The sequence below is a fragment of the Methanobrevibacter sp. AbM4 genome, assembly GCF_000404165.1.
GTDB classification, from domain to species: domain Archaea; phylum Methanobacteriota; class Methanobacteria; order Methanobacteriales; family Methanobacteriaceae; genus Methanarmilla; species Methanarmilla boviskoreani.
The window spans coordinates 324,451-350,683 of record NC_021355.1 but is presented as its reverse complement, the minus strand read 5'-3'; the positions used below and the strand labels follow the sequence as shown (position 1 = coordinate 350,683).

General features: G+C 28.3%; 23 protein-coding genes and 1 pseudogene. 6 read left to right on the top strand and 18 right to left on the bottom strand.

The annotated features are described in order from the left end of the window. The first annotated feature begins 139 nt into the window (after positions 1–139). The 3 genes from hypD (at position 140) to ABM4_RS01405 (ending at position 3,270) form a co-directional block, all read left to right on the top strand. Positions 140–1,186 (top strand): hydrogenase formation protein HypD, encoded by a 1,047-nt coding sequence (gene hypD / locus ABM4_RS01415; protein ID WP_016357904.1) that lies wholly within the window; start codon positions 140–142, stop codon positions 1,184–1,186. An 18-nt stretch (positions 1,187–1,204) separates the two neighbouring features. Then, positions 1,205–1,900: a phosphoglycolate phosphatase gene (locus tag ABM4_RS01410; RefSeq protein WP_016357903.1), complete on the top strand. Its 696-nt coding sequence runs from the start codon at positions 1,205–1,207 to the stop codon at positions 1,898–1,900. A 62-nt stretch (positions 1,901–1,962) separates the two neighbouring features. Then, a complete protein-coding gene (locus ABM4_RS01405; RefSeq protein WP_016357902.1) occupies positions 1,963–3,270 on the top strand; it encodes a TldD/PmbA family protein in 1,308 nt (435 codons plus the stop codon). Positions 3,271–3,472: 202 nt separating this feature from the next. Here ABM4_RS01405 and ABM4_RS01400 read toward each other — a convergent pair whose 3' ends face one another. Further along, positions 3,473–3,721, bottom strand: coding sequence for a hypothetical protein (locus ABM4_RS01400; RefSeq protein ID WP_016357901.1), 249 nt, complete (start codon positions 3,719–3,721; stop codon positions 3,473–3,475). 245 nt (positions 3,722–3,966) lie between these two features. Between ABM4_RS01400 and ABM4_RS01395 the strand changes: the two genes are divergently transcribed. Then, positions 3,967–5,214, top strand: coding sequence for a tripartite tricarboxylate transporter permease (locus ABM4_RS01395; RefSeq protein ID WP_016357900.1), 1,248 nt, complete (start codon positions 3,967–3,969; stop codon positions 5,212–5,214). 331 nt (positions 5,215–5,545) lie between these two features. On the opposite strand, the gene cbiQ is transcribed toward ABM4_RS01395, so the two are convergent. From cbiQ to ABM4_RS01375, 4 genes are all read right to left on the bottom strand, one after another. After that, positions 5,546–6,382 carry a cobalt ECF transporter T component CbiQ gene (gene cbiQ / locus ABM4_RS01390; RefSeq protein WP_048200772.1) on the bottom strand — a complete coding sequence of 279 codons (837 nt, stop codon included), beginning with the start codon at positions 6,380–6,382 and terminating at the stop codon, positions 5,546–5,548. A gap of 104 nt (positions 6,383–6,486) precedes the next feature. Then, entirely contained in the window at positions 6,487–6,768 is a 282-nt protein-coding gene (locus ABM4_RS01385; RefSeq protein WP_016357898.1) for a PDGLE domain-containing protein, read from the bottom strand. 4 nt (positions 6,769–6,772) lie between these two features. Beyond that, positions 6,773–7,417 (bottom strand): cobalt transporter CbiM, encoded by a 645-nt coding sequence (gene cbiM / locus ABM4_RS01380; RefSeq protein WP_016357897.1) that lies wholly within the window; start codon positions 7,415–7,417, stop codon positions 6,773–6,775. Between the two features lie 542 nt (positions 7,418–7,959). Next, positions 7,960–8,472: a tetratricopeptide repeat protein gene (locus tag ABM4_RS01375; RefSeq protein ID WP_016357896.1), complete on the bottom strand. Its 513-nt coding sequence runs from the start codon at positions 8,470–8,472 to the stop codon at positions 7,960–7,962. 282 nt (positions 8,473–8,754) lie between these two features. Here ABM4_RS01375 and radB point away from each other — a divergent pair, with 282 nt between their 5' ends. Then, positions 8,755–9,465: a DNA repair and recombination protein RadB gene (gene radB / locus ABM4_RS01370; RefSeq protein ID WP_048200972.1), complete on the top strand. Its 711-nt coding sequence runs from the start codon at positions 8,755–8,757 to the stop codon at positions 9,463–9,465. 354 nt (positions 9,466–9,819) lie between these two features. On the opposite strand, the gene ABM4_RS08690 is transcribed toward radB, so the two are convergent. From ABM4_RS08690 to pgsA, 8 genes and pseudogenes are all read right to left on the bottom strand, one after another. Then, the gene (locus tag ABM4_RS08690; RefSeq protein ID WP_016357894.1) at positions 9,820–10,533 is read right to left on the bottom strand and encodes an HNH endonuclease; all 714 of its coding nucleotides are present in this window, start codon (positions 10,531–10,533) and stop codon (positions 9,820–9,822) included. Between the two features lie 727 nt (positions 10,534–11,260). Further along, positions 11,261–11,605, bottom strand: coding sequence for a DUF2149 domain-containing protein (locus ABM4_RS01360; protein WP_016357893.1), 345 nt, complete (start codon positions 11,603–11,605; stop codon positions 11,261–11,263). A gap of 11 nt (positions 11,606–11,616) precedes the next feature. Then, the gene (locus ABM4_RS01355) at positions 11,617–12,267 is read right to left on the bottom strand and encodes a MotA/TolQ/ExbB proton channel family protein (RefSeq protein WP_016357892.1); all 651 of its coding nucleotides are present in this window, start codon (positions 12,265–12,267) and stop codon (positions 11,617–11,619) included. 50 nt (positions 12,268–12,317) lie between these two features. After that, positions 12,318–13,025, bottom strand: a complete 708-nt coding sequence (locus ABM4_RS01350; protein ID WP_048200767.1) for a DUF2162 domain-containing protein — start codon at positions 13,023–13,025, stop codon at positions 12,318–12,320. A gap of 390 nt (positions 13,026–13,415) precedes the next feature. Next, positions 13,416–14,432 carry a type II secretion system F family protein gene (locus ABM4_RS01345; protein WP_016357890.1) on the bottom strand — a complete coding sequence of 339 codons (1,017 nt, stop codon included), beginning with the start codon at positions 14,430–14,432 and terminating at the stop codon, positions 13,416–13,418. Between the two features lie 33 nt (positions 14,433–14,465). Next, positions 14,466–15,896 carry a CpaF family protein gene (locus ABM4_RS01340; RefSeq protein ID WP_369751282.1) on the bottom strand — a complete coding sequence of 477 codons (1,431 nt, stop codon included), beginning with the start codon at positions 15,894–15,896 and terminating at the stop codon, positions 14,466–14,468. Positions 15,897–16,934: 1,038 nt separating this feature from the next. Continuing rightward, positions 16,935–17,177: a DUF357 domain-containing protein gene (locus tag ABM4_RS01335; RefSeq protein WP_016357888.1), complete on the bottom strand. Its 243-nt coding sequence runs from the start codon at positions 17,175–17,177 to the stop codon at positions 16,935–16,937. A 548-nt stretch (positions 17,178–17,725) separates the two neighbouring features. Beyond that, positions 17,726–18,280: pseudogene (pgsA, locus tag ABM4_RS09170) on the bottom strand (archaetidylinositol phosphate synthase); the annotation flags it as partial. A 65-nt stretch (positions 18,281–18,345) separates the two neighbouring features. On the opposite strand from pgsA, the gene ABM4_RS01325 reads away from it, so the two are divergent. Beyond that, positions 18,346–18,936, top strand: coding sequence for an L-threonylcarbamoyladenylate synthase (locus tag ABM4_RS01325; protein ID WP_016357886.1), 591 nt, complete (start codon positions 18,346–18,348; stop codon positions 18,934–18,936). 145 nt (positions 18,937–19,081) lie between these two features. Here ABM4_RS01325 and ABM4_RS01320 read toward each other — a convergent pair whose 3' ends face one another. The 5 genes from ABM4_RS01320 to ABM4_RS01300 form a co-directional block, all read right to left on the bottom strand. Continuing rightward, positions 19,082–19,834 (bottom strand): flavodoxin family protein, encoded by a 753-nt coding sequence (locus ABM4_RS01320; protein ID WP_016357885.1) that lies wholly within the window; start codon positions 19,832–19,834, stop codon positions 19,082–19,084. A 293-nt stretch (positions 19,835–20,127) separates the two neighbouring features. After that, positions 20,128–21,225 carry a fructose-1,6-bisphosphate aldolase/phosphatase gene (fbp, locus tag ABM4_RS01315; protein ID WP_016357884.1) on the bottom strand — a complete coding sequence of 366 codons (1,098 nt, stop codon included), beginning with the start codon at positions 21,223–21,225 and terminating at the stop codon, positions 20,128–20,130. A 647-nt stretch (positions 21,226–21,872) separates the two neighbouring features. After that, the gene (locus ABM4_RS01310) at positions 21,873–22,712 is read right to left on the bottom strand and encodes an ABC transporter ATP-binding protein (protein ID WP_016357883.1); all 840 of its coding nucleotides are present in this window, start codon (positions 22,710–22,712) and stop codon (positions 21,873–21,875) included. An 8-nt stretch (positions 22,713–22,720) separates the two neighbouring features. Beyond that, positions 22,721–24,265: an ABC transporter permease/substrate-binding protein gene (locus tag ABM4_RS01305; RefSeq protein WP_016357882.1), complete on the bottom strand. Its 1,545-nt coding sequence runs from the start codon at positions 24,263–24,265 to the stop codon at positions 22,721–22,723. A 1,099-nt stretch (positions 24,266–25,364) separates the two neighbouring features. After that, a complete protein-coding gene (locus tag ABM4_RS01300) occupies positions 25,365–26,222 on the bottom strand; it encodes an ABC transporter ATP-binding protein (protein WP_016357881.1) in 858 nt (285 codons plus the stop codon). Positions 26,223–26,233: the final 11 nt, after the last annotated feature.

Below are 26,233 nucleotides of genomic sequence, written 5' to 3'. Positions count from 1 at the left end.
AAATATTAAATAATATAAATTAATTAAATAGATATATTATTTTTATATAAAATTTTAGGATTTTAAATAAGGGTTTAAAAATTATTTTAAATCCAGATTCATTATTTTATTATTTTTTAGGTGTTAAAATATGACAGACATGAAAAGTTTATCAAAGGAACTTATAAGACGTATCAATGATTTAGCAGTTCCTATAAAAATTATGCATGTTTGTGGTTCACATGAACATACAATTATGGAAAACGGAATTAGAAGTTTACTTCCTCCAGAGGTGGAGATCATTGCAGGACCAGGCTGTCCAGTATGTGTTGTACCATCAAGAGAAATTGATGAAAGTATTCAACTTGTAGATAAAGGAGTTACCGTTACAACCTTTGGAGATATGTTAAGAGTTCCAGGTTCCGAAAGTTCCCTTGCAGAGAAAAAAGCTGAAGGCGGGGATGTACGTGTAGTGTATGGAATTAACCGTGCAATTGAAATAGCTGAAAAAACCGATAATGATGTTGTATTTATTGCTGCAGGATTTGAAACAACAGCACCTACAACAGCATCAGAGATATTGAATGAACCACCTGAAAACTTCTCAGTATTGTCCTGCAATAGAATGATACCACCTGCAATTGATTGGTTAATTAATTCCGGACAGACAAATCTTGATGCCCTTATTGAACCGGGACATGTTTGTACCATTATTGGAAACAAACCTTTCGAACACTTCTCAACAGACTATGGCATACCACAGGCAACAGCAGGCTTTAACCCATTGGACATACTTATGGCAGTATACATGATTTTACGTCAAGTCGATAGGGGAGAACCTAAAATAGAAAACGAGTATAAACGTGCTGTACGTTATGAAGGAAATACCGTTGCTCAACAAGCTATGAAAGAGGTATACAAAGTAGAAAGTAGGGAATGGAGAGGTTTTCCAAAGATACCTAACTCAGTTCTTGAAATCAAGGATGAATTTTCACAGTATAATGCACGTGAAAAATATGATATTGAAGTTAAAGATGTAAATGAAGCACCTAAAGGCTGTATCTGTGGACCAATTCTAAGAGGTATTAGAAAACCTACCGACTGTAAATTATTTAGAAATGAATGTAATCCACTTCACCCAATTGGCGCATGTATGGTTTCTAAAGAGGGAACCTGTAACATTGCATACCGTTATAGTACTGACTAGATTGAAAAGTTGATAAAGATGGTTAATATTGAAGCAATTGCAGTGGATATCGACGGGACAATCACAGATGGCCATAGAAGACTTTGTATTTCTGCCATGAAAGCAATAAGGGAAGCTGAGAATTGTGGCATACCTACTGCAATAGTTACTGGAAATGTTGCAAACTTTGCATATGCTGCCGAAGTTTTTATAGGTTCAAGCGCAGGAATAGTTTTTGAAAATGGAGGTGGAATCTTTAAGGAAGGAGAAAACAATAATGAAATTCTTGTTCTTGGAGATAAAACCGAAGTTGATAAAGCCCATAATCATCTTTTAGAAGAAATACCTCACATTATGGTATCTAGTGATAACCAATTTAGAGTTTCTGAAAAATGTTACTATAAAGACAATGTCAAAAGGGATGAGGTGGCTAAAGCTGTAGAGGACTATAACGTAAAAGTATATGATAGCGGATTTGCCCTACATATAACAGATCCAAATGTCAATAAAGGTACTTCACTTGAAAAACTATTAGAATGGTCCAATATCCCAATAGACAATGTTATGGCTATCGGAGATAGTGAAAACGATATTGAATTTTTAAAACATTCCGGTTTTAAGGTGGCTGTAGCAAATAGTGACTTGAGACTTAAAAATATTGCAGACTATAATTGTAGTAAAAAATATGGTGATGGAGTAAGTGAAGCTATCCATAAATTTGTTTTAAATGATTAAGAAATAAAACCTAATATAATAATAATCAGATTATTAGATAAAATAGCTAGGAGTTTAAGTATATGTTATATGAATTATCTGAAAAAGCTATAAAAGAAGTATCAAAATACTGTGATACCTATCAAATATTTATTTCACAATCTAAAGGCATTGAATTAAGTGCAGAAAAAACAGAATTAAATTTTGCAAAAGAGGAGATTAATTTAGGTCTTGGAATAAGTGTTATTAACGATAAAAAATTAGGACATGCTTATACAAGCAATATTGACGAAATAGCTCAAACTGCAAAACAAGCATATCTTAACTCAAAGATAAATGAGGAAGATGAGAACTTTCAATTTACCGAGCCTGGAAAATATAAAGAGGTTAAAGGTACCTATGATAAAAAGATAGATGATTTGAGTCTTGATGATGCAACAGAATATATGAATGGTATCTTTAATGTTGTGGAAGATGAAAAATGTAATGTAAGTTCTGGAGAATTCTCAGCAGTTAAAAGTGAAGAATTAATTGTAAACTCCAATGGTCTTGACGTATATGAGAAATCTACAGGATTTGGAGGATATGTGTCTGTTAATGTAGTTCAAGACGGTGAACTCTCCAATGCATATGAAGGAGAATCATCCTGTATGTATAAATTAAATGGTGGAAAAATCGCAGAGGATGCATGTAGAATTGCAAAGGATTCACTTGGAGGAAAACCTATCGAAACAAAAGACATGCCGGTTATTTTAAATTACCATGCAGGTGCAGGATTACTTAACAATTTCATAAATGGAATTAGTGGAGATAATGTACTCCGTGGAAGATCCATTCTAAAAGATAAGATAGGTGAGAATATCTTTAGTGATAATCTTTCAATATATGATGATAACACCTATGAGGGAGGAATGGCTTCAGGCAAGGCCGATGGGGAAGGTACACCTTCACAAAAAACGGTTATTGCAGATAATGGAGTTCTTAAAAACTTTATATTTGATATATATAATGGAAATAAAGGCAATACAGAAAGTACTTCCAATGGATTTAGTGGATCATATGCAGGAATTCCTGGCGTTTCCTCATCAAACCTTATATTTGACTTCAATGATCTAATTGACATGTCCGAGATAGATAATGCCATTATTGTAAACGATGTACTTGGTGCACATACTGCAAATCCAATATCTGGAGATTTCTCTGTAGAGGCAAGTAATGCATTTCTTGTTGAAAATGGAGAGATTACCACTCCTGTTAAAAAAGCAATGTTAAGTGGAAACATTTACCAAGCTTTAAGTGATTGTGATGGAGTAAAATCAGAAATCAAACAATTTGGAAGCTTTATAATTCCACAAATATTAATGTCCTCTTTAAGAGTTATTGGACAATAATTATAACTTTAATTTTTACTTTTTTAAAGTTAAAACTTATTTTAAAACATGAAATTAAATTACTAATTTTAATAAAAACTAAACTATTTAATAATTAAATAATTAAATTAAGTAACAATACAACCAAATATTATTAATATCAAATTATTATTTTATTAATAAAAATTTAAATTAATATAAAACAAGAAAATATCAAAATTAATTAAAATTTAAAATTTTTTCTTAGTTTATTATCTTCCATAATTCTATTAAGTTCATATTGACTTTTAATTCTTTTTTCCATTTGATTAAACTCATTTTCTAAATAATTATCAAAATATTTATCGAATTTTTTAAATTCTTTATCATATTTCATTTCAATTCTTTTAATATCAGCCATACGCTTATTAGAAATTCTTTTATAAATATCATCAGCTTTCTTATCAAATTCTTCAGGAGTTAAATCTGACATTATTTCACCTAATAAAACTGTTTATAAAATAATTCTTTCTTTAATACAATATAAAATTTCTTAAAAATTGGTTTATATTAAATTGATTTATTTTGATTTACAATAGAAACATAATGATAAAATTAAAGAATACTGAAGATTTAAAGAAAAGAATTGATTTAAAATAATAAAATGAATTAACTCTCATTAATCTTTTAAAAACAATTTAAACAAAGTTTAATTAATAATTTAAACCAGTTAAATTCATGATTGACCTATTAATTGCTTGTTTTCTTGGAATATTAATCGGATCCATTACAGGGATTTTTCCTGGAATCCATGTAAATACATCAGGCGCAATAGTTTTTACCCTATCACCATACCTACTTCAATTTACAAGTTCTGAAGTAATCTGTGTATTTCTTGCATCGCTTGCAATATCCCATGCAATTCTTGAATTTATACCTTCTACTTTACTTGGAGTGCCTGATGAAGGAACTGCTTTATCCATACTTCCAGGTCATAGAATGGTTCTTGAAGGAAGATCAAAAGAAGCAATAAGAATAGTTGCAATTGGTGGCTTTGGAGCAATAATTGTAACAATACTTACCCTACCTTTATTTGCAATAATCCTACCAGGTATCCATGAAGTTTCAAAACCATATCTTTGGATTTTTCTTTTAGTCGTTTCAATCATACTTATTTATAGACTATCCCATAATCTAAAAGAAATGATTTGGTCATTTATATTGTTTATTTTTAGTGGAATTATTGGATGGGCCATATTTGAAACACCAATCCCCTCAAGTTTAAGTTTAATGGCTACCTTTACAGGATTATTTGGTATTAGTACCATTATTTTTAGTATTAATGACGATTCACATATCCCTCACCAAAACCCATTTGTTGAGATCGAATTAGATAGAAATAGCTTAAAAAACATCATATTAGGTGGCACTACAGGAGGAATCTTAGGGTTCCTGCCGGGCTTTGGACCTGCTCAAGGAGGAATCATAGCCCAGGATCTAACAAACAGTTCTGATAAGGACAACACCACTAGTTTTCTAATGATAATTAGCGGAATCAATACCTCTGATTGTTTATTTTCCTTAATATCCATTTATTTAATTGGAAATCCTCGAAGCGGAATAGCTGTTTTTATATCATATATTATTAATGATTTTACAATATTCCACCTATTACTGTTTATTTTTACATCACTAATTGCCGTTTCAATCGGATTATCCCTGGCACTTATAATCGGAGATAGGTTTTCGAAATTTATTGAAGGCATTAATTATGGTAAGATTTCCTATATTTCTATCGGATTAATGATATCCATTGTCTATATCTTTACTTTCGTATATCATGGTCCTGTATTATATATAAGTTTAATATTAATTACTTCAACTGCCCTTGGACTTTTACCCCACTTTCAGGGATTAAGTAAATCCCACCTAATGGGCGTGTTGATTATACCTGCAATAGTTATATACTATCAGATGTTTCATTAAAAACCATTTAGTTAAAAGTATAAATACATTATAACAAATATTATAAAAAAATCTTAATATAAAAGATTAAACTTTAGAAATAAACAATAGATTTAATTAGATTATATTAATTAAATTAGAAAATATATATTCAGCTATAATAAAATAATAAAATTTGAATTTTTAAATATAAAGTTAAAACTAGAAAATGCTTAGAAATAGATTAAAAATTAATGAAAAATAAGATAAAAAAGAAATTAAAATCAGATAAACTAAAATAAAAAGAAGCATAAAAACTGATTAAAAATTAGAAAACTAAAATAAGTTAAAAGTTAAAAATTAAAATTATTAATTAACCAGTATATAATACCACACTTAAAAATCCGAAAGCATTTGGAATAAAGATTAAAGCTAATTGTATTACAGCAATGACAATGATTAAACTTGCAATTAAACCATATTCCCTTTTTCCAGGAGTATCATTTGTTTTATACAATTCAGATTCATCAGAATAGCAACGTGCCATCATACTAAAGTAGGCAGTTTCTCCCTTTTCATATGCTTTAATAAACATCATACCTATTGTATAACCTACCTGTTTTACTCTCCACTTGTATGGAGTAACCTTACTATGAATATTAAAGTTTCTAGATTTTTGGCTTATTCTAATGGATTCCAACTCATCAATAAATATAAATAGAAATCTTACCATAATTGATAAAATCATTGCAATATCCCTTGGCATTCCAAGTTTTCTAAGAGATTGAACAATCTCTTGCATTGGACTTGTGGAAGATAAAAGAACAATTGCAGTTAAACAGACAATCAATCTTACAGATAAAATAATAGCCCAATTTAGACCAAAATCAGTTATATGAAGCCATGACCAAGGACCTTGCCAGATAATATTTCCACCATGAACAAAAGGTTGAAATACAATAATAAAACCTGCAAAAGGTAGTAAAAGCAAAATTCTTTTAAAACATGTTTTATAGGATAAATTTGCTAAATAAATCATTATAAGCAGAAATATTTCTAGAATAACCGGACCAAGAAGCTGAGTGCAATAAACACAATAAAATATAATAACCAATGCAAAAATAAGTTTAGTTCTCCCTTCCAAATTATGTATAGGAGAATCTTGTCCTGAAATTACATCTAAATCAACAGCTTCCATTATATTCATTATTATACCACATTATATAATTATTAAATTTAATATATAAAATTTGTTTTTAAAATAAAAAAGAGAAACCTTAGAGTGTTAAAAACTCTAAGATCAAAGTTCAACATTTAGTTTTTCCTTACAACATAAGCTACGGCCCAACCTAAAATAAGGGTTATGAAAATACCAATAACTAATGCTGCAATTTCACCAATAGAACTATCGCCTATTGTATAATCTGGCATAGGAGCATTAACTAAAGCAGTTTCTACACTATCAGGAACACTAGCATCTTCTGCAGATTTTTCAAGACCATCAGGGTCTCCGGATGCTATGAATGGAGATAATACAGCAATTACCAAACAAACAACTATACCGACAATTAAGAGATATTGAGTTTTCTTATCCATCTAATCAAGCCTCACTTGTTTCACTTTCGTCATCCCAGGATAGTAAATCTGGTCTGTATCTTTCAAGTACATAAAGAACAATTACAGTTAAAATTGCTTCAATAAATCCAATAAATGCATGATATAATCCCATGGAAGCAAGTCCTAAGTTAAGTGGGAAAGTACCAGCAATAGCCATTTCTACAGCACAGCATTCTGCTGCAATGAAAGTAGCTAACCATGCACCGATTCCAACAGCTACATATTTACCAACAAATTTCTTTAATCCTTTGAATGTGTATAAACCAACACATCCTCCAACAATAGCCATGTTCAATACATTAGCACCTAATGTTGAAATACCTCCATCTCCAAAGAGTAATGCTTGAATAAGAAGTACAACAAAGAACACTAATATAGCAGCTTCAGGAGCCATGAATACAACAGCAATTAAAGTACCTCCAACCATATGTCCACTAGTACCAAATGGAATTGGCATATTCATTGACATAATAGCAAAGATACCTGCAGCCAATACAGCCATCAAAGGAATACGTTTTTCATCTAAATTATTTTTAGCCCATTTTGTTGCAAAGTATAATGCAATTATTAATATTACATAATATATTGCACATTGCCATAATGGGATAAAACCATCAGGTATATGCATAAATCACACCACATTTTTGTTTTTGAATAAAAAATAAATATTAAATTTGTGTAGATAATAAAAAATAATAAATAATTATTACTCATATTATATTAAAATTTTAATGTACAAATACAAATCATTTTAAAAATAAGGTAATAGTAATACTTTTTATACATTTTTAGTATAAAAATTAATACTTTTTATTGCCTTAAAATCCTTTATTTGAAAAAAATACAAAGATATTTGTATAAATTTTAATAAAATTAATTCTACATAACAATTTCTATAAAATATACTATATAAATATTTAGAAAGTAATAATTTTAAATAAAAAATAGCAATAAGAGTAATACCAATAATTAAAAAAATCCATGGAAAAAATCTTTAATAAAAAATTTATAATAAACAAATCTAAGAAAAACATCAGATCCTCTAAAGAAAATAAAACAAAAAAGTTTAAATATAAATCTAAAAAGCCAATATGGAGATTTAATTAAATTATAAAAAATATCCCCATAGGAAATCTATTAAAAAAATAATTAAAATTAAAAAACTAGGGATTATTTCTTACCAAAACTTATTTTTTCAAGTAATCTAAAGGTCCATCTTTCCTCATCTTTTTTTAACTTTAAGATATTTGCTTTTTCATATGCCTTTTGAGCCTCGTCACTTCTATTCAATTTTGTATATAAATCACCTTTCTTTCTTAGAGGAATATACAATTCCTTATCCATTGATGATGCATAATCATAAGTTTTAAGTGCCTTGTCTGTTTGGTCCATTTCCTCATAAATAGATCCCTTTTCTATAACTGCATAAACATATTTAGAATCCTTATCTAAAACTTTATCACATAATTCCAAGGCTTTATTATAATTGCCCCTTTTTTTATAAACACTTGCAATAAAGACATATATCTCTTGTGTAAAACTACCTATAACCATTAATATAACAGCTAAACAAGCAATACCCATAAAATAATCAGACATAATAATAATACAATATAATGCAGCAATTAACAAAAGAATAATCAATCCAGTATCATACCATTTCCATCCTTGATATCTATCCATTTAATTACCTCTGAAATTAACTAATATCAAATTTATTATTATAAAAGCATATTATTTAAATATAATTTAAGTATTACCTATTTATTAAACAGATAAATAAAAAGTAATAATCTTAAATGTTAAAATTCAAATTTAATAAAAAAATAATAAATTTTGAAACTAGATTCCAATAGAAAGAAATACCCCATGATTAAAATAAAAATAAAAATAAAAATAAAAATAAAACTAATAAATATAAAAAATAACAAAATATATCACATTAAAAAAATTAAGGGAAAAACCATGAAAACACTTAATAAAATAGGCAACTCCAAAAAAATTCCAACAAACTCATCTATTGATGAAATTCTAAATGGCGGAATTGAAAAGGGAATTATTACCCAAATATTTGGTCCTCCAGGCTCTGGAAAAACCAACATTGCATTACAACTATCTGTGGAAGTTGCAAAAACTGGTAGAAAAGTAATTTACATCGACACTGAAGGTGGAATATCTGTTGATAGAATTCAACAAATAGCCAAAGATAGATTTGATGAAATTGCAAACAATATTATTATTTTAGAGCCTACAGATTTTGATGAACAGTATGATGATCTTATAATAGTTGAGACCTGGCTTAAAAACAACAAGGAAGAAAAAGTTGACCTTGTTATACTGGATTCCGCTGTTGCATTATATAGATCTGATGATAGAAAATCGTCAATACTAAATAAAAACTTAGGAATGCAAATGAAACAATTATCTGCAATAGCCCGTAAATATAATCTTGCAGTACTCGTTACAAATCAAATTTATTCATCATTTGGTGACGACAATACAGAACCTTCTATAAAAGCAGTTGGTGGAACAACCTTACAATATTGGAGTAAAGTTATAATCCAACTTGAAAAAACGGGCATGATTGGCCAGAGAATTGCAACTGTTAAAAGACATAATTCCCTTGCGGAAGGTAAGATTATTAATTTTTTAATAACACAAGACGGTATTAGATGAATTAATTGTAAAAAACAGTACTTTGTTAAATAAAACAAGTTTTAGTAACATATAATCTAATTTCCTTAAATTACTTTTTTTATTTTATTTATAATTAAAATATATCAAGACCGATCTAAATTCCATCCTTACCTGTAAACATATACAATTTAGAATATAGAAGATTTATCTGAATTCCACCTTTACTTGTAAACCTATATAATTTAGAATTATATTAAAACTCATCTAAATTCTATTTTTATCTGTAAAAGAATATTTCCCATAATAATCCAAATCATAATGATTAAATCTATTTTTATAAGATTAGCTGACTTTAAATAATTAAAAAAAAATATTAATAAAAAATTTAATAAGTTAAGATAGGTTGTTTGCCTTTTCCAGATATTTATAATTTACATGTTTATGTGAATACCTTCTTAAAAACTTACTAAAGGTCATGGGATTTACCTGATCTATATCATATAAATAATGGTATCTTTTATGACATTCCTTACACAGTATAACTCCATTATTAACATCCAACCTTAAATCGGGATGTTCAGAGTAGGGATGTAAATGGTGAACCTCCAATGATTTAGACCTACCACAACATTGACATGAATAATTATCTCTTTTTAATATAGTCTCTCTCCAATTATGATAATTTCCAGATCTTCTTTTATCAGATTCAAGGGGGTTACCCCTGATTCTTCTTAAGATAATATCCATTTTTAAACAATGACCAGAATTATCATTATAATCTTTTTTGAATGATTCAAATTCCAATTTCAAATTATATAAGAATTTATAGAATTTAACTAAAGATTCTGATTTTGAAAATCGTCTAAAATCTTTTTTCGTTATTTTTTTATATAACGGCTCATTTGAGAATATGAATACCAGATTTAAATTCTTAACTAAAAAATTACCAAATTTAAACAAGGATTTTGATAATCTTTCAAATAGGAAATAGATATCATCTATTGTAAGATCCGTTCTATTTAGCCGTATCATATATTGACCATCATGTAATTCATATATGTTAATATATGAAGAACACATAATGTCATTCCAGTTAATTAAGTCCATATTTACACGACCTATATTACTTTAAAAAAATATCCTTTAAAAATGAAAGCCGTGTAAAATCCATATAATCCATTTTTATATATCTGCAGACAGAATTTAAGAACATGATGACAAATCCTTCTTAAAAACAATAATTCATTTATACTAATTTTTTCAATTCTAATTTTAACAATTTAATTAACATTCTTACATGTTAATCTATCTCATATGCTTTTAAAAAGCTTTTCATTTAATCTTTGAAATAAAAAATCTGAAAAAGGTTTTAGATAGCATAATAATAGATATTATCTGTTTAAATCAATATTAAATAAAAAATGTATATTAAATTAATATAGTTTTAGCAAATAATCAGAGATATTAAAATTTAATTAAAAACATGAGATTATTTTAAAAATAATGGATAATTTAACTATCACATACTTATTTAATAAAAATTAACTGGTTTTTAATTAAAATAGCTAAAAATAAATCAAAACTATGAAAATATGATAAAATATTAAAAACCAGCAAGAAATAAACATATTTTCCAATTAAAAAAGGAAACTTTATAAATAAAAAAATATAAATTAGTAAGTTCTTTAAAAAATCATAAAAAAGCCAAAAATAGAATTAAACTTAAAACAACTTAAATTAGAAAATAATGAAAATTAACATCGTATTTAAGAAAATAATACTTTTAAAACCATGAAAAAAATTCACATGAAATAAAAAAAATTAATCAAGGAGTTTAACCTCCTTGAACCATAATCAGTTTACCTGTTTTAGGATCCTTATATACCTTACCCTGCTCAACATATCCCTGACCAGATTTTTGAGAAGTTTCAGGTGTGCTGTTAAGTTCCTGACCCTGGGTTACCTGAGCTACCTGTTGCATCGCTTGCATAGTAGTTTGTTTTTGTTGCTGAGACATGTCCTGATTAAAAACCACATCCTGCATATTCCAGCTCATAACCAACATAATCATAAATCCTAAAGCAAGAACTAACATACAATCAACAAGGTTTGAAGTTCCAGCCATTGGATCTTCATCTTGCCTTTTTGATCGTCTTCTACCTCTTCCATACCTAACCATAAAAAATTCCCCTATAATTTGTTTTTCATAAAACTAAGTACAGAATCAGTTAATGTATCTAAATTATTGAGATATTCCTCATACCAATCTCCACGTATTTTTGATATGAAATAAGCAAGTGCACCTGCACCTACCCCTACAACAGTAGTATCAAAAGCTACAATAAGAGAATCAGCTAAAGTATTAATATCTCCAGTTTTGAGAGCAGCTAAACCACTACCTAAAGGAATTAAAGTACCCATTAATCCTAAGGTAGGACCTACACGAACAATAATATCTGTTCTTCTAAGTCTTTTATTAACTATCTCTTCACGTTGTTCAACTAACCTTGTAGCAATAACCTCTCTTGAATCAGGGGATAATTCTTCTTTATCAAGAATTTCATTTAAAATCTTCTTTTGAGATTTATTAATATCTGCTTTAAGTATATATCCTTTAGCCTCACTTACAGTAGTACTTTTATCAATATTTTCAATTAGATTATCAATTTCTTCAACTGAAACAATTTTTCTTGAAGTATATTCTGCAATTAAAGAACCTAATGCAATAATAACATAAAATGCACATATTAATAAAATAACTAAAACCGGAATTAAAAGACTTTGAGATATAACATTCAAAAGGGAAGTTAAAAAACTACCTCCAGGAATACTTACTGCCATCTAATTTTTCTCCTTTTAATCATTTTTTAAATTAAATATAATTTTAATAATTAAATATCATCATTACTTCTACGAGTTAAATAAACTCCTAAAACCAATAATACTACAACTCCAACAAGTACCTCTATTAATGCATTAACAGAAGATATTTGGACTCCAGCCATTGATTTAGTCATTACTGCCATAACATTTGGAATTACAAGTGGTGACAATAAGAAATATAAACCAATGAAAAACATGAAATTTCCTAGAATAATTGGATATGGAGTTTTTGATACTTTAATAATGACATCTGCAACAAAATAAGTTAGAGTAATAACTATTACAAGAGCAAGAGCAACCATCCAACTTAGATTCATCATACTCATTCCCACCATCGGGGTAACTATAAGTATACTTGCAATAATTGCACCAAAACAACATGGACATGGAGCTATAATCGCAATGGCAGCAGGTCTTGATGTATCCTTACCCTGGGTTTTATATTCCCTTATAGTAAGAACACCCGCACCAATCATAATACAAGCCATGATTAAATAGAACCATGTATTGAAACCATAAATCCATGAAGTGATTTGTTCTGAAAATGGCTGACTTATATAGCTTATTACCATAATCCCTGCAAAGTATAAAATATCAATTAAAGCTAACCATTTTTTAGGCATATGAGCTAAACCAGAAGCTAGACCTACTTTAACTCCAAAAACTAGAACAGCAGCTAAAATACCAAATTGCAACAATATTGCCATTCCATCCATTTTATCACATTTTTAAATTTTTAAAAAATAAAAATAATTTATTAATAAAGAAATCCTGTTAGAAACAAAAATAAAACAGAACATTATAAAAAAAGACATAAAACAAAGTCATTTTTAGAAAAATAAATTATATTTACATAACTAATATTTTTTACTTATAATTTAAAAATCTTTCGATATAAATAAAATATAATGAAGGGTTAAATTTTATTTAAATAAAAAAATAAGGAAAAAACAGAACCAATATAGTTTATAAAAAACATATAATATTGATTTTAAAAAAACAAACATTGTATTAAAACATATGACTAAAATAGTGAATTTTATCCAAAATAATATATTAAGAAAAATTTATAAAAAGTAAAGTATGATTTATAAAAAACTTTAAAATCAGATTTTTGGTTCTAATTTTTTAACTAAAAATGCCATAAACAATATAACCATAGGGAAAAGCAGACAATAGATTAGATATAAAACATTTGATGGAAAAACATCACCTAAAACCGTAGATGCCCCTATTAACATTATCAATAAAACGACTGGAGCCAAAATCAATAAGAAAGAATAAATCATAATAAAACCATTTAGTTTTTGTGCATAATCTTTAAACTTAATTCTCATATCAAATGAGATATCCTCAGCAATTATGGATAAGGAATTTGATAAGTTAGCGCCAACCTTATTTGCAGAGATTATTTGAAAAACCACCCTTCTAAATCCTTTGGAATTTATTCTATCACCCATATCAATTAAAGCATTATCAAAAGATTTACCATATTTAACCTCCTGTATTAAACGATTAAATTCTCCAGATAAAATAGTATAATCCGAATTGACAATGCTTATTAAAGTGTCATTTAAACCTTTACCAGATCTCAATTCTGTGGCCATATGTCTTAGGACAAATGGAAGTTCCTTTGAGATTTGTAAATACTTATTTTTCTTTTGAATGTCCTCAAAATGGTTGATAAAATAAATAACGGTATAAACAATAAGAATACTTACAAGTCCCGTTTCAAATGAAAAGAAGTAGCTTATAATTAAAAACAATAGTATAGATAAAAACAATAATGGTTTAACAAAAGAACTATCTAATCTTATTTTTTTAACAGATATTCTATTGGTTAAAGTATTAAAAAGAAGATCATCTCTAATCTCATCCCCATCTAACTCATCATAGGAATATCTGTTTTTAAAGCTTAAATTTAAATAATCCCTAAGATTTTTAAATATAGTCTCCCCATGTCTTTTTTCAACACCATTGTTTTCCTCCTTAACACCATCTTTATCCATATCTTTAAATCTAATACCTGTAACTACTGATTTAAACCTTAAAATAAATCCATACAATGATTCGATAATTATTAGAAATAAATCGGCAATTAAAATCCAGAAATCGTCTAACATAAAACCACTTAATTTAAATTAAAAATAAAACCCTCAAATAGAGGACAAATCCCTTAAAACCCTATCAGAATTAATATAATACATCCTAACCATTTTAGTCAAGATTTTATTAGATCTCAAATTCTTTTTAGCCATTAAATCAAAAAACAATTTTCTTCTTTTTATCTCTCCTTCAAGATTTTTATAATTAAGACCTGAGAAATCCTCTAATTTTTCAAGTGTTTTTGAGGACAAAGATATGTTTTTAAAGGAATCATTAAGGGGATTCCAGATAAACAGTTTATTCAGTTGAATGGTACCTTCCTCCATTCCTACAACCTCATTTAACTCCGTTAATCTCCTATAATTAACGCCGTCAGGCAAATAGATTCTTTTTTCAATTAAAATAAAATCGATAGCCGAAATCATGATTTTCGGAACATTCATTGGAGGATTTATAAGCCTCGTAATGGTTTCCCTTCCACTATTTGCATGTAAAGTTCCAAAACCTGAATGACCAGTGTTTAAAGCTGTAAAAAGAGTAATTGCCTCGGAACCTCTAACCTCCCCCACAATGATTCTATCTGGTCTCTGTCTTAAAGCATTTTTAACAAGACTATCCATATTGATTTCCCCCTTACCTTCAATATTTGCTAATCTTGTCTCCATTCTAACAATATGATCATGTGGAATTTGAAGTTCCAAAGTATCCTCAATAGTGACAATTCTTTCTTTGGGATTTATTAAAGCTGCAAGGGCATTTAATAATGTGGTTTTTCCAGAACTTGTACCTCCAGAGATTATTATATTCGACGGCCTTACACCTAAACCGTCAATACATAACCATAAAAAAGCAGCGATTTCTGAATTCAATGTGTTATTTTTAATTAAATCTATAATAGTAAATGGATCCTTTCGAAATTTACGGATGGTTAAAGTTGGACCGTCAGCAGATATTGGAGGCAATGTACCGTTAACTCTTGAACCGTCCTTAAGTTTACCATCAAAAATAGGAGATTCACTGTCAAATCGGCGATGATTAGCTCTTGCAATAGAATCAATTAAACGTATAATCTCCTCATCATCATTGAAAGAAATATCTGTCTTTACCATGCCATAATTTCTATGATACACATATACCGGCTTATTAGATCCTATAACCATTATCTCCTCAAGGTCATCATTATTGACTAAAGGATTAATGATACCATAACCATTAATATATTCATAGAATCTTCTAGACAAATCATTGATATATTCTTGCGAGGTAGATTCATCTAAACTTAATTCTAAGATGTCTTTTATATCATCGAACCTTGCAATTTCCTTAGTTTCTTTATTATTAATGGCCAAATCAACTAATTGATTTCGAATATTATTAAGAAGTGTTTTCTCTTTTAAGGTAAATCCCTGATTTTTTACTGAATAAATTGATGAAAATTTTCCATCCAAATGATTATCCCCTGGTAAACTATCTTTTATAATATCCCCATCTGGAAAAGTAGTTTTAACGGAATCGTCTTCTAAAGAACTATCACCAAAACTACTTTCAAAAGAAGTATCCTTAGAAAAATTACCATTAAAAGAATTATCAAAACTACTTTCAAAGGAATCATCATCCAAAAAACTATCCCAAGAATCATCATGAAAACGGCTTTCAAAAGAACCTCCATTATCTTCTAAAGAAAAATCATCGTCTGCAAGATATAAATCTGATTCTTTATCCTTAGACCCTTTAAAAGGTTTATGATTAAAATCCTGAGGTTTATCTAAATCATCATATGATTTTTTATTAAAATCATTGGATGAGCCATCTTTCAGATGATTAAAGTTTTTATAGAAAATTCTCCAAGAGAAATTGGAATTATTATCCTCACTCATAAATAAAAGATTTAATGAAAATAAATATAAGTCTTAATTATTTAATTATAAAAAAAGAGATAATATTTAAATTATTCAAGAAATTAAAACCAAAACAATGAATAATAAAATTTAAAACCATTAAAAAAATAGTAGAGATTAATTTAACTTTTAATCTGATTGATGTTTTTCACAATTAAAATATGGATTCCTCTTGAATAATTTAATAGTTTTAAAACTTTTTAGAATATCTTTATATCCAATAATGATTGCAAAGGGTCATTTAAAGATTTATTATAAAATAATATTTTAATCAAATATGATTATTTAACCAATAATATAAAAAAAATAGCTAAAAAATCAAAAAAACGATAAAAATAGCACATAAAAAGTATAAAATATAAGCCGAATGATAATTTAACAGCAATAATTAAAAAAATAGCTAAAAAATCAAAAAAACGATAAAAATAGCACATAAAAAGTATAAAATATAAGCCGAATGATAATTTAACAGCAATAATTAAAAAATAGCTAAAAAATCAAAAAACGATAAAAATAGCACATAAAAAGTATAAAAAAGTAATCTAAGAATAAAAAAATAGTATTTAATAACTTAAAAGACAATGAAATAATACCTTAAGGAAATATAAAATTAAGAAAAGTTTATATTATTTCATAAACCATTCTTATAGCATCGAGCAAACCATGAGAATATTCAATACATCCAAATGCAGTTCTAAAATCTTCCTTTTTTAAATAATATTTTGAATCATTCTTATAGTCTACCGCCCTATTGTAAACCTCTTTTTCTAAATCACTTAACTCAATACCTTCAACCTGTTTTAGATTCCTTTCAAGTTTACAGATATCAGTTTCAATCTTTTCTTTAGTTTCTAAATCATTCATAAGTATAACCAACTATAAAAATATTGTCTAATGCCCTTTAACATTCAATTATGTTTCTTCTTTCTTCTAATAATCTTTCTTTTTTCACTATTCTTAGAGGAAGAATAGTCCTCCTTATTAAATTCCTCGGCAATATCATCAAGATCAAATGATTCATCAGAAAGTTCCCCATCATTAATGATTACAGGATCATCATCCACACCTTCATAGTCTAGATTCAAACTCTCCCTATTTTTAGATTTAATTCCATCCTCACTATATAAGGGTTCGTAATTAACATTAGATTTAATATCCCTTTCAAGAGGTTCATCATCACTTTCCTTTAGGTCACTTTGAACATCATCTGATTTTGATTTTTCCCTTTTAAACAGTGATTTTATACCCTTGTTTGAACCGTCATTTGATTTAGACTCTTTTTCTTTAGCCATCTTATCCATTTTATCAAGTTTTTCTAAATCAATATCTGAGGAATTCTTAGAGGATTTTTTATCACCTTTTGATAAGGTTACGGGACGTTTACTAAATCTATGTTTCTCTTCCTCAGTAACTTTCCAAACATGATATACCCTTTGTCCAACTGTAATATAGGATAAAACCACAAGTGCAACCAATATATAGAAGAAATATAAACCATTATAATAATAAGCAACAATTCCGCCAACCATTATTATAATAAGTCTTACTGCACGTTCTGCAATTCCAACATCACATTGGATTCCTTTTGACTCAGCTCTTGCCTTAACATAACTTACCGTAATAGCTGAATGAACTAATAAAATACCAACCAACCAGCCACAGTATTGTCCTGCAACAATACCTATGACTATAATTCCATCTGAAAATCTATCCATAGTTGAATCTAGAAACGCACCAAAATCTGTAGTTCTATTATGGTATCTTGCAACAGCCCCATCAAGAACATCGAAAAAACCACTACATAATATAACAACAGCTGCCCATAATGGATAATGTTTATAGAAAAGTATTGCTGCTGCTATAGCGAATAATGGAGAAATAGCTGTTAGAATATTTGGATTAACATCTAGATGTTTCGCTATAGGATTTAATATCTTTGTTAAAAAAGGCCTTAAACTACCAAGCATAGATTTAATTATATATTTTTATAAATATAAAGTTTAGTTCTAATATAAAGGTCACAGGTAATATAATGAAAAAGTTTAAATTAAACCCTCAAAATCCAGATATGAATTTAATATATAAAGCCATAGATATCCTTAAGGATGATGGAGTTGTTTTATATCCAACAGACACCATTTACGGATTAGGTGCAAATATATTCTCAGATGAGGCAGTTAGAAGGATATATGATATTAAAGAAAGACCACATGAAAAGCCTTTATCAGTTTTAGTTCACGATTTTGAGGCAATACCTTTAATTGCAGATGTCTCCAATAAGGAGAAAATATTAAGAAAATATTTACCTGGCCCTTATACATTCATATTATATAAAAGGGACATAATACCTCCAGTTGTAACCTCATATACCAGCAAGGTTGGAGTCCGTATTCCCAATAATAAGATTGCAAGGTTACTTAGTTTAGATTTTCCGATTACCACAACAAGTGCCAACATATCCGATATGGAAGTTCAATCTAATCCAGATGATATTATGAAACAATTAAAAAAGGAAGTTGATTTAATTATTGATGTTGGAGATTTAAAATGTAGCAATCCTTCAACAATTATCGATTTAACTAAGGATAAACCTAAACTTGTAAGGAAGGGAAAAACCAAATAGGATAAAAAAAAATATTCATAAGATTTTTCAATAATTAAAACTGGACAAATATAATATATAAAAAAAAGGTGAGAATATGTTAAGTACATATATATCTCATAACATATATAATCCGATTTTTTCATGATGTTAATTAAAATAGAAGCTAGCTAAATATAAACTTGTTAAAAAATAAATACACTACTTTTGCAATAATTATATTCAATATATTTAGTTTAACACTAGGATGATAATCATGGTTTAAATAATCATGTTCAATCCAAAAGTTATGGTCGGTTTCTATAGATCCCTTATTTGCCATTGCTCTCCACAATGTATATTGTAGAACTTGACTTCTTTTAGGATTATGGATTTTACCAGAGGATACATCATTATAAAAATCAATAGCTGTTTTATTAAGGGTTTCAACCATCTTATCATCTAACTCTTTTTTACCGTGAAATATAAGTGAAACCTTAAAAACCTTATTTACGCCAAAATTGTCTAATTCCATTTCCAAGAAATTGGCGACATCCTTACTTCCAGAACCTTGAGTTGAAACTAATACCAATGCTTTCTTATCAAATAGTCTTGGTCTATGATAATAGTATGCGAAATGATCTAGAAAATTTTTAACAAGTCCTGTAGGTCCATTTACATATACTGGAGAGGATAGAATAATACAATCTGCATCTTCCATCTTTTCTGCAATCCCACAAATAACATCGTAATGGGGACACTTATCCTCACCATTTAAAATGCAATTAGTACATCCGTTACAAAAGGGAATATCTAATCTTTTAAGGTGGATTTCATCAAAGTCAACATGACCTAATGATGACATTTGAGACTCAACCTGCTTAACCATTGACCATGTATTCTTCTGCCTGGGACTACCATTTATTACAAGACATTTCATAAAAATCACAATTAAAACTATTTTTAAGAACCTGTATTTAAATATTAATTTTATAGTATAAATATTAGATAAAAATAGAAAACAGCTAATTAAGCGACTATCCAATGGATCATAATTTAAAAAATATAATCAAGTTCTTTTTTAAGAAGATACATTGATTAATAAAAAAACAATGAAAATTAATTGAATAAACAAATTAGAAAGTTAAAAAATAACTTAAAAGTCAGAAAATAACTTGAAAAAAATAGTTGGTTTAAGATATAAAAAATTAAAAAATAAAAGGAATAAAGGATTTAATCATCCATATCTTCAAATCTAGGTTCTAATTTTTCCATTACACCAGGAAGTGAAGTATATTCCATATCTTCAGATGGTAATCTGTGTGGTTCGAAAGGACCGTGTCTTCTGATGTAACTTGCAGCTCTGGAAGCTAATTGTCTAGTTTCATCATATGCAGGGTCATCAAAGATATCAACAGGTCCAATTAATTTTGCATCAGCAACTTGGAAACCTAAACCGATTACTCTAGGTGGTCCATCAAATCTTACAGGATTTGCATATTCTTCAGAAACAGGCATTAAAGGACCATTGTGGGAACCTCTCATCCATCCACTTACCATGTGTGGGAATGCAAATGCTTCGTTACATTCACCTGCTGCTGGGAATCCGGATTGAGCACGTACAATAGCTGCAGGATCATCTTTACCAACATATTCTCCAGCCATTAAATTTAATCTTTCAGTACTTACAGATGCTGCAATTTCTCCGTTTTTCTTCCATACCCTTTTAATTACATATCTTCCAGTAGAACCAATTAATGCAAGTAAATCATATAATTCTTCTGGACAGTTTAAAATAACCTTTTTGTTATCCATTACATCATAAACTTCAAATTTAAATCCGTCATGTAATTTAGGATCAATAACAAGTCCAGCTGTGTTAAATGGATCTGCAAACATTTTATAAAGAGGTAAGTTAAATGCACCAGGTTCAGTTTTATCACAGCAGTAAATTATTACAGGATCACTTGGTCTTTCTTTGAATTCCATTTCAGCAATACCTGGACCCATACCTTTAATATTACCTGAGAAGGTATCACTTAATAAGTCTTGACCTGCACCATATAATTTATTCTCACGTGCAATTTTAGTTGCTTCCATAAATGCATTGTATGCAACTCTGTGGACTTCCTCATTAAGTTCACCATTTCTATGACTCATTATAAGATCAATATCGTCTCCACAACGGGAGATATAATAATCATCTAAAATAGATTCTTCTAAAGCATTATTTAATACTTCATCACATTTTTCCATTAAAGCAGGATGAGAGACACAATGTCCTGAGACACTACCAATATCAGCTTTAATAACACTTATAGTAGTTTTCATTTTTTAAAGCACCTCATTAATAATAATATTAACTTAGATATAAAATTAATAAGAATAATTGTCTCCAAGTCAATAAAAAAGTCAATAGTATAATTAAGATATTCCTTAATTATGTTTTTATTAAACACTATTATTTTTAAATAATATCTTATATATTTATTATGTTTTTTTAAAAAAATTAGGTCGAAATTAAAGAAAAAATAAAAAATGAACATTAAATATAAGATATAATAAAAACAATTGCCAAAATTAAGTAAATCAATTAATTTTCAAAATAAACATAAATGAATTTCAAAAAAACTATAAAAAAATTAAAAATAGAGATTAAGTAGAAAAGAATCTCAATGTCTAAAATTGAATTTTTTATATAAATGCTTATTTTACAGCCAATAAAACCTTACCCTCTTTACTAAAGCTTTTTTAAAGATATTAAACTAAAGATTAAAAGTTTAATCCGTCTTAAAACATCTTTTTAAAGATGATTAAACTAGATAATGAAAATTCCATTTCTTAAACTTTTAAAAATTAAACTTATTAAAAAATAAAAGTTTTAACATCCTTAAACTTTAAGATATAAATTAACAGAAATCTTAATTCTTAAACCTTTAAAGATTAAATTTTATTAACAAATAAAATATGTTATTGAATTAATCTTTATTATTTACAACAAGCTTCGTTCTTTCACAGAGTTTTTCAACGAAAGGTGTAGCAGGATTATTCAGAATATCCTCAGGTTTTCCATATTGATTGATTCTACCTTCATCCATTACAATAACATGGTCACCAAGATATAAAGCCTCACCAATATCATGAGTTACAAAAATAATTGTAATACCTGTTTCCCTATGGATTCTTTTAATTTCCTCTTGCAGTTGTCTTCTTGTAATCTCATCAACGGCACCGAAAGGCTCATCCATAAGAAGAATTTTAGGAGAGGCTGCAAGGGCTCTTGCAATTCCCACCCTCTGTTTCTGACCACCAGATAACTCGTGAGGAAAACGGTTAAGAATTGATTCGTCAAGACCTACAATTTTCAACCACTGTGAAATCCTCTTATTTTTTTCAATTTCATTGGCTTCATCTTCGGCCTTCTCATCTTTAGAACGTTTAAACTCCACTTTCTTACCTTTCCTATATTTACGGTCCCTTTTTTTATCCTCTTCAATTAAATCTGGGACATAAGAAATATTTTCACCAACGGTTAAATGGGGAAACAACATAGTTCCTTGAATAGAATATCCGATACTACATCTCAATTTAATTAAATCCATATCCTCAATATTTTTAGAATCGATTAATATTTCACCACTATCTGGAGTTATAAGACGATTAATCATCTTTAACATAGTTGTTTTACCACAGCCGGAACTTCCAATAACAGTTAGAAAATCTCCCCTTTCAACATTAAGATTTAAGTCAGGAATGATTACATTATCCACATATGATTTTTTAATATGATGAAATTCAATAATATTATCTTCACTCATATTATCACCTATATTAATCCTTTTTTAACTAAGAAGTTATGAGCAACTTCTTTAGGATCTTTCTTCTCAACATCAACCTCATAGTTCATCTCCATCATTTCTTTTGTGGAGATTTTACCCTGAAGCTTATTTAATACAGGAAGTAAATCTGGATGCTCCCTTAGGGTTTCTTCCCTTACAACTGAACAACAATAGTATGATGGGAAGAATCCTTTATCATCCTCAAGTATCGTAAGATTTGAATCATATATCCTACCATCGGTAGTATACACATCAATACAATCTACCTTTCCCTGTTTAACTGCATCATATTTAAGGCTTACATCCAGATCCATAGTATCTTTAAAATTAAGACCATAAGCTTTGGTTAAATTATCATAACCGTCTGCCCTACTAAAGAAATCGGATTCCGCACCAAAAGTTAATTGGTTTGATACTCTTGCTAAATCTGAGGTTGTTTTAAGGTTATATTGTTCCGCAATAGATTTAGGCACCGCCAATCTATAGGTATTCTCAAATCCATAGGTTTCCAACCATCGATCATTATAATTTTTCTCATAAGCATCCACTAATTGGGATTTATTCTCCTCACGGTACTTACCTGGCAGATTCAATACTTCCATCCATCCTACACCGTCATATTCCGGATGTAAATCAAAGTCTCCCTTATTCATACCGTCCTGTATCATCGGAGCTCCTCCAGAGATACCGTTTGTTAGATGTACTTTATAATTAGTATCGTGTTCAATCAACTCCTCTAACATATATCCCATAATATATTGTTCAGTGAATGCTTTTGTAGAAACATTAATAGTTGCATGGGTAGTCTCATCATATACATAATATCCTGCAATTGCAATGATAATAATTAAAATTGCAGCTATAACTTTTTTATTCTTAAAGAATCTGGTAACTTTCTTTCTTGATGGACCTACAGCTGTAAGTCTTTCAACACCTGCAAGAATACCGTCAATAGCTAAAGCAACTATGGTAATCAATATACTTCCTGCAAGTACAAGATTAATGTTGTTAGTTGTGATTCCACGATAGATAGCTACTCCAAGACCACCAGCTCCAACAAATGATGCAATACCTGCAAGGGCAATAGTCATAACTGTCATATTACGAATCGCTGACATGATATGAGGTAAAGCTAAAGGTAGTTTAATCTTAAATAAGATCTGCCTATCTGTACTACCCATTCCCTCTGCAGCCTCAATGATACCTGGATCAATCGTCTTAATTCCTGTATAGGTGTTTCTTACCATAGGAAGCAGACCATAGATAGTAAGTGCAATAATAGCATTTGTATCACCTACACCTACAACAGGTATAAGAAAACCGAAGAGCGCAATAGAAGGAATGGTATAAATAATATTTACTAGTGTTAATATCCACTTGTTTCTAGGATATTCACTTACGGTAATTCCAAGCCCAAGTCCAATAATAATTGCTAAAACAACTGCAATAATTGAAATCTCAAGATGTTCAATAGTTAAGCTTAGAAATAAATCAGACTGAGATATGAAAATATTTATTAATTCACTTATCATTTTTACCCCTCTAATTTCTTTGACAAATTCTTAAAGACATAATTCTCTTTTAAAATTTAATCAAAAGATTATTAAGGCAAATCATATCAATAATGACAATAAAGTTAAATAGATCTAGAATTAACTTTCTTAAAATATACTTTAGATTTCTATAATTAAAAAAATAAAGAAAATCAAAATCAATATGATTAAAAAAAACCTATGTGTACAAAGACAAAATTATGTTTAAACAAAATCTGACAATGAAAATTAAGTTAATGTACACAATAACCTTTTTATGTTTAAACACAAACGAAAAAACTTTCAATTTGAACTTTATTTAACTTATAGTATAAATTTATAATATTTTATTAGGATTAACTTATAATAAACCTTTCTATTTAGAAAAACCCCTTAAATAAAGCTAAATTGAAATAAAAAATAGATATCCGCTTAAAAAAATTATTAAAAAAATGATAGTTAACAGATTTATCTGATATCAAATCTATTAAAAAATATTAAAAAAATAAAAGAATTTACTAGGTAGAAATAAAAAACAAAAGATAATCTATGTTTTTTATAAGTTAAATTAGATATTTTAAAGTATAAATAAATAAAACAAGATTTTTAAATGTTTAATTAAAAAAACAAGTCATATACTAAGATAATCCAAAAATAAAGAAAAGATAATAAGAATTTTGATAGTTTGTTTATTTTTTTAATTAAATATACTATTTATTTCTAAAAAATGAAAAAAGTTTGTACAAAATATTAAAAGCATACAAAGAATTCTATTAAAATATTAAACATGATCTTTTTAATAGGAATCAGTGAATATAAACAGATTAGGAGAAATTAAAGATAGTTCTTTTAATAAGAAAAATCCTGCTAAAATGTTTAGGTTTTTTAATAAGAATTAGTGATTATAGATATCATAAAAAGCTAAAAATAGTTTTTTAACAATAAAGACATTATCAAGATATTAAACATGGTTTTTGAAAGCCAATAAGGATTAAAATCTTTCAAAACAGACAACAAATAGCTAGTTTTATATTTAAAATAGAAAAAATAGAATTTTAAAAATCTCTTTTTATGAAAAAATGAAAAATTGAGGAATACTCTATTCTTTAGAGATAATCTTTCTTGTTCTTTCACAGAGCCTTTCAACAAATGGGGTAGCAGGATGATAAAATATCTCAGACGGTTTATCATACTGAATAATCTCCCCTCCATCCATTACAAGAACATGGTCACCAAGATATAAAGCCTCACCAATATCATGAGTTACAAAAATAATTGTAATACCTGTTTTTTCATGAATTATTTTAATTTCCTTTTGAAGTTGAGCTCTGGTAATCTCATCTACAGCACCAAAAGGCTCGTCCATTAAAAGAATTCTTGGTGATGCGGCAAGTGCCCTTACAATACCTACCCTCTGTTTTTGACCACCGGACAACTCATTTGGAAAACGTTCCAATAAATCAGAATCCAAACCAACAATATCCAACCATTTATTAATCTTTGAATCTTTATTGTCAGATGTTGCCCTTTCCTCATCCCTCTGTTCTTGGTTCTTTCTAATCTTAATTTTTCTAGAGCTATTTTCCCTATATCTTCTTTTGATTTCCTTTTTTTCATCTTCTGCAATTAAATCAGGGACATAGGAAATATTCTCTTTAACAGTTAAATGTGGAAAAAGCATTGTTCCCTGAATAGAATATCCGATTTTTCTCCTTAAGTTTACAACATCAAAATCAGCAATATTTTTACCATCAATAAATATATCGCCACTATCAGGAGTAATTAAACGATTAATCATCTTTAACATAGTTGTTTTACCACAACCAGAACTTCCAATAACAGTTAGAAAGTCACCTTTTTCAATACTTAAATTAAGATTAGGAATAATCAGATTATCCCCATAGGATTTCTTTATATTCCTAAATTCAATGAAATTATTAGATGTGTTTTCATCCATCCTATCACCTT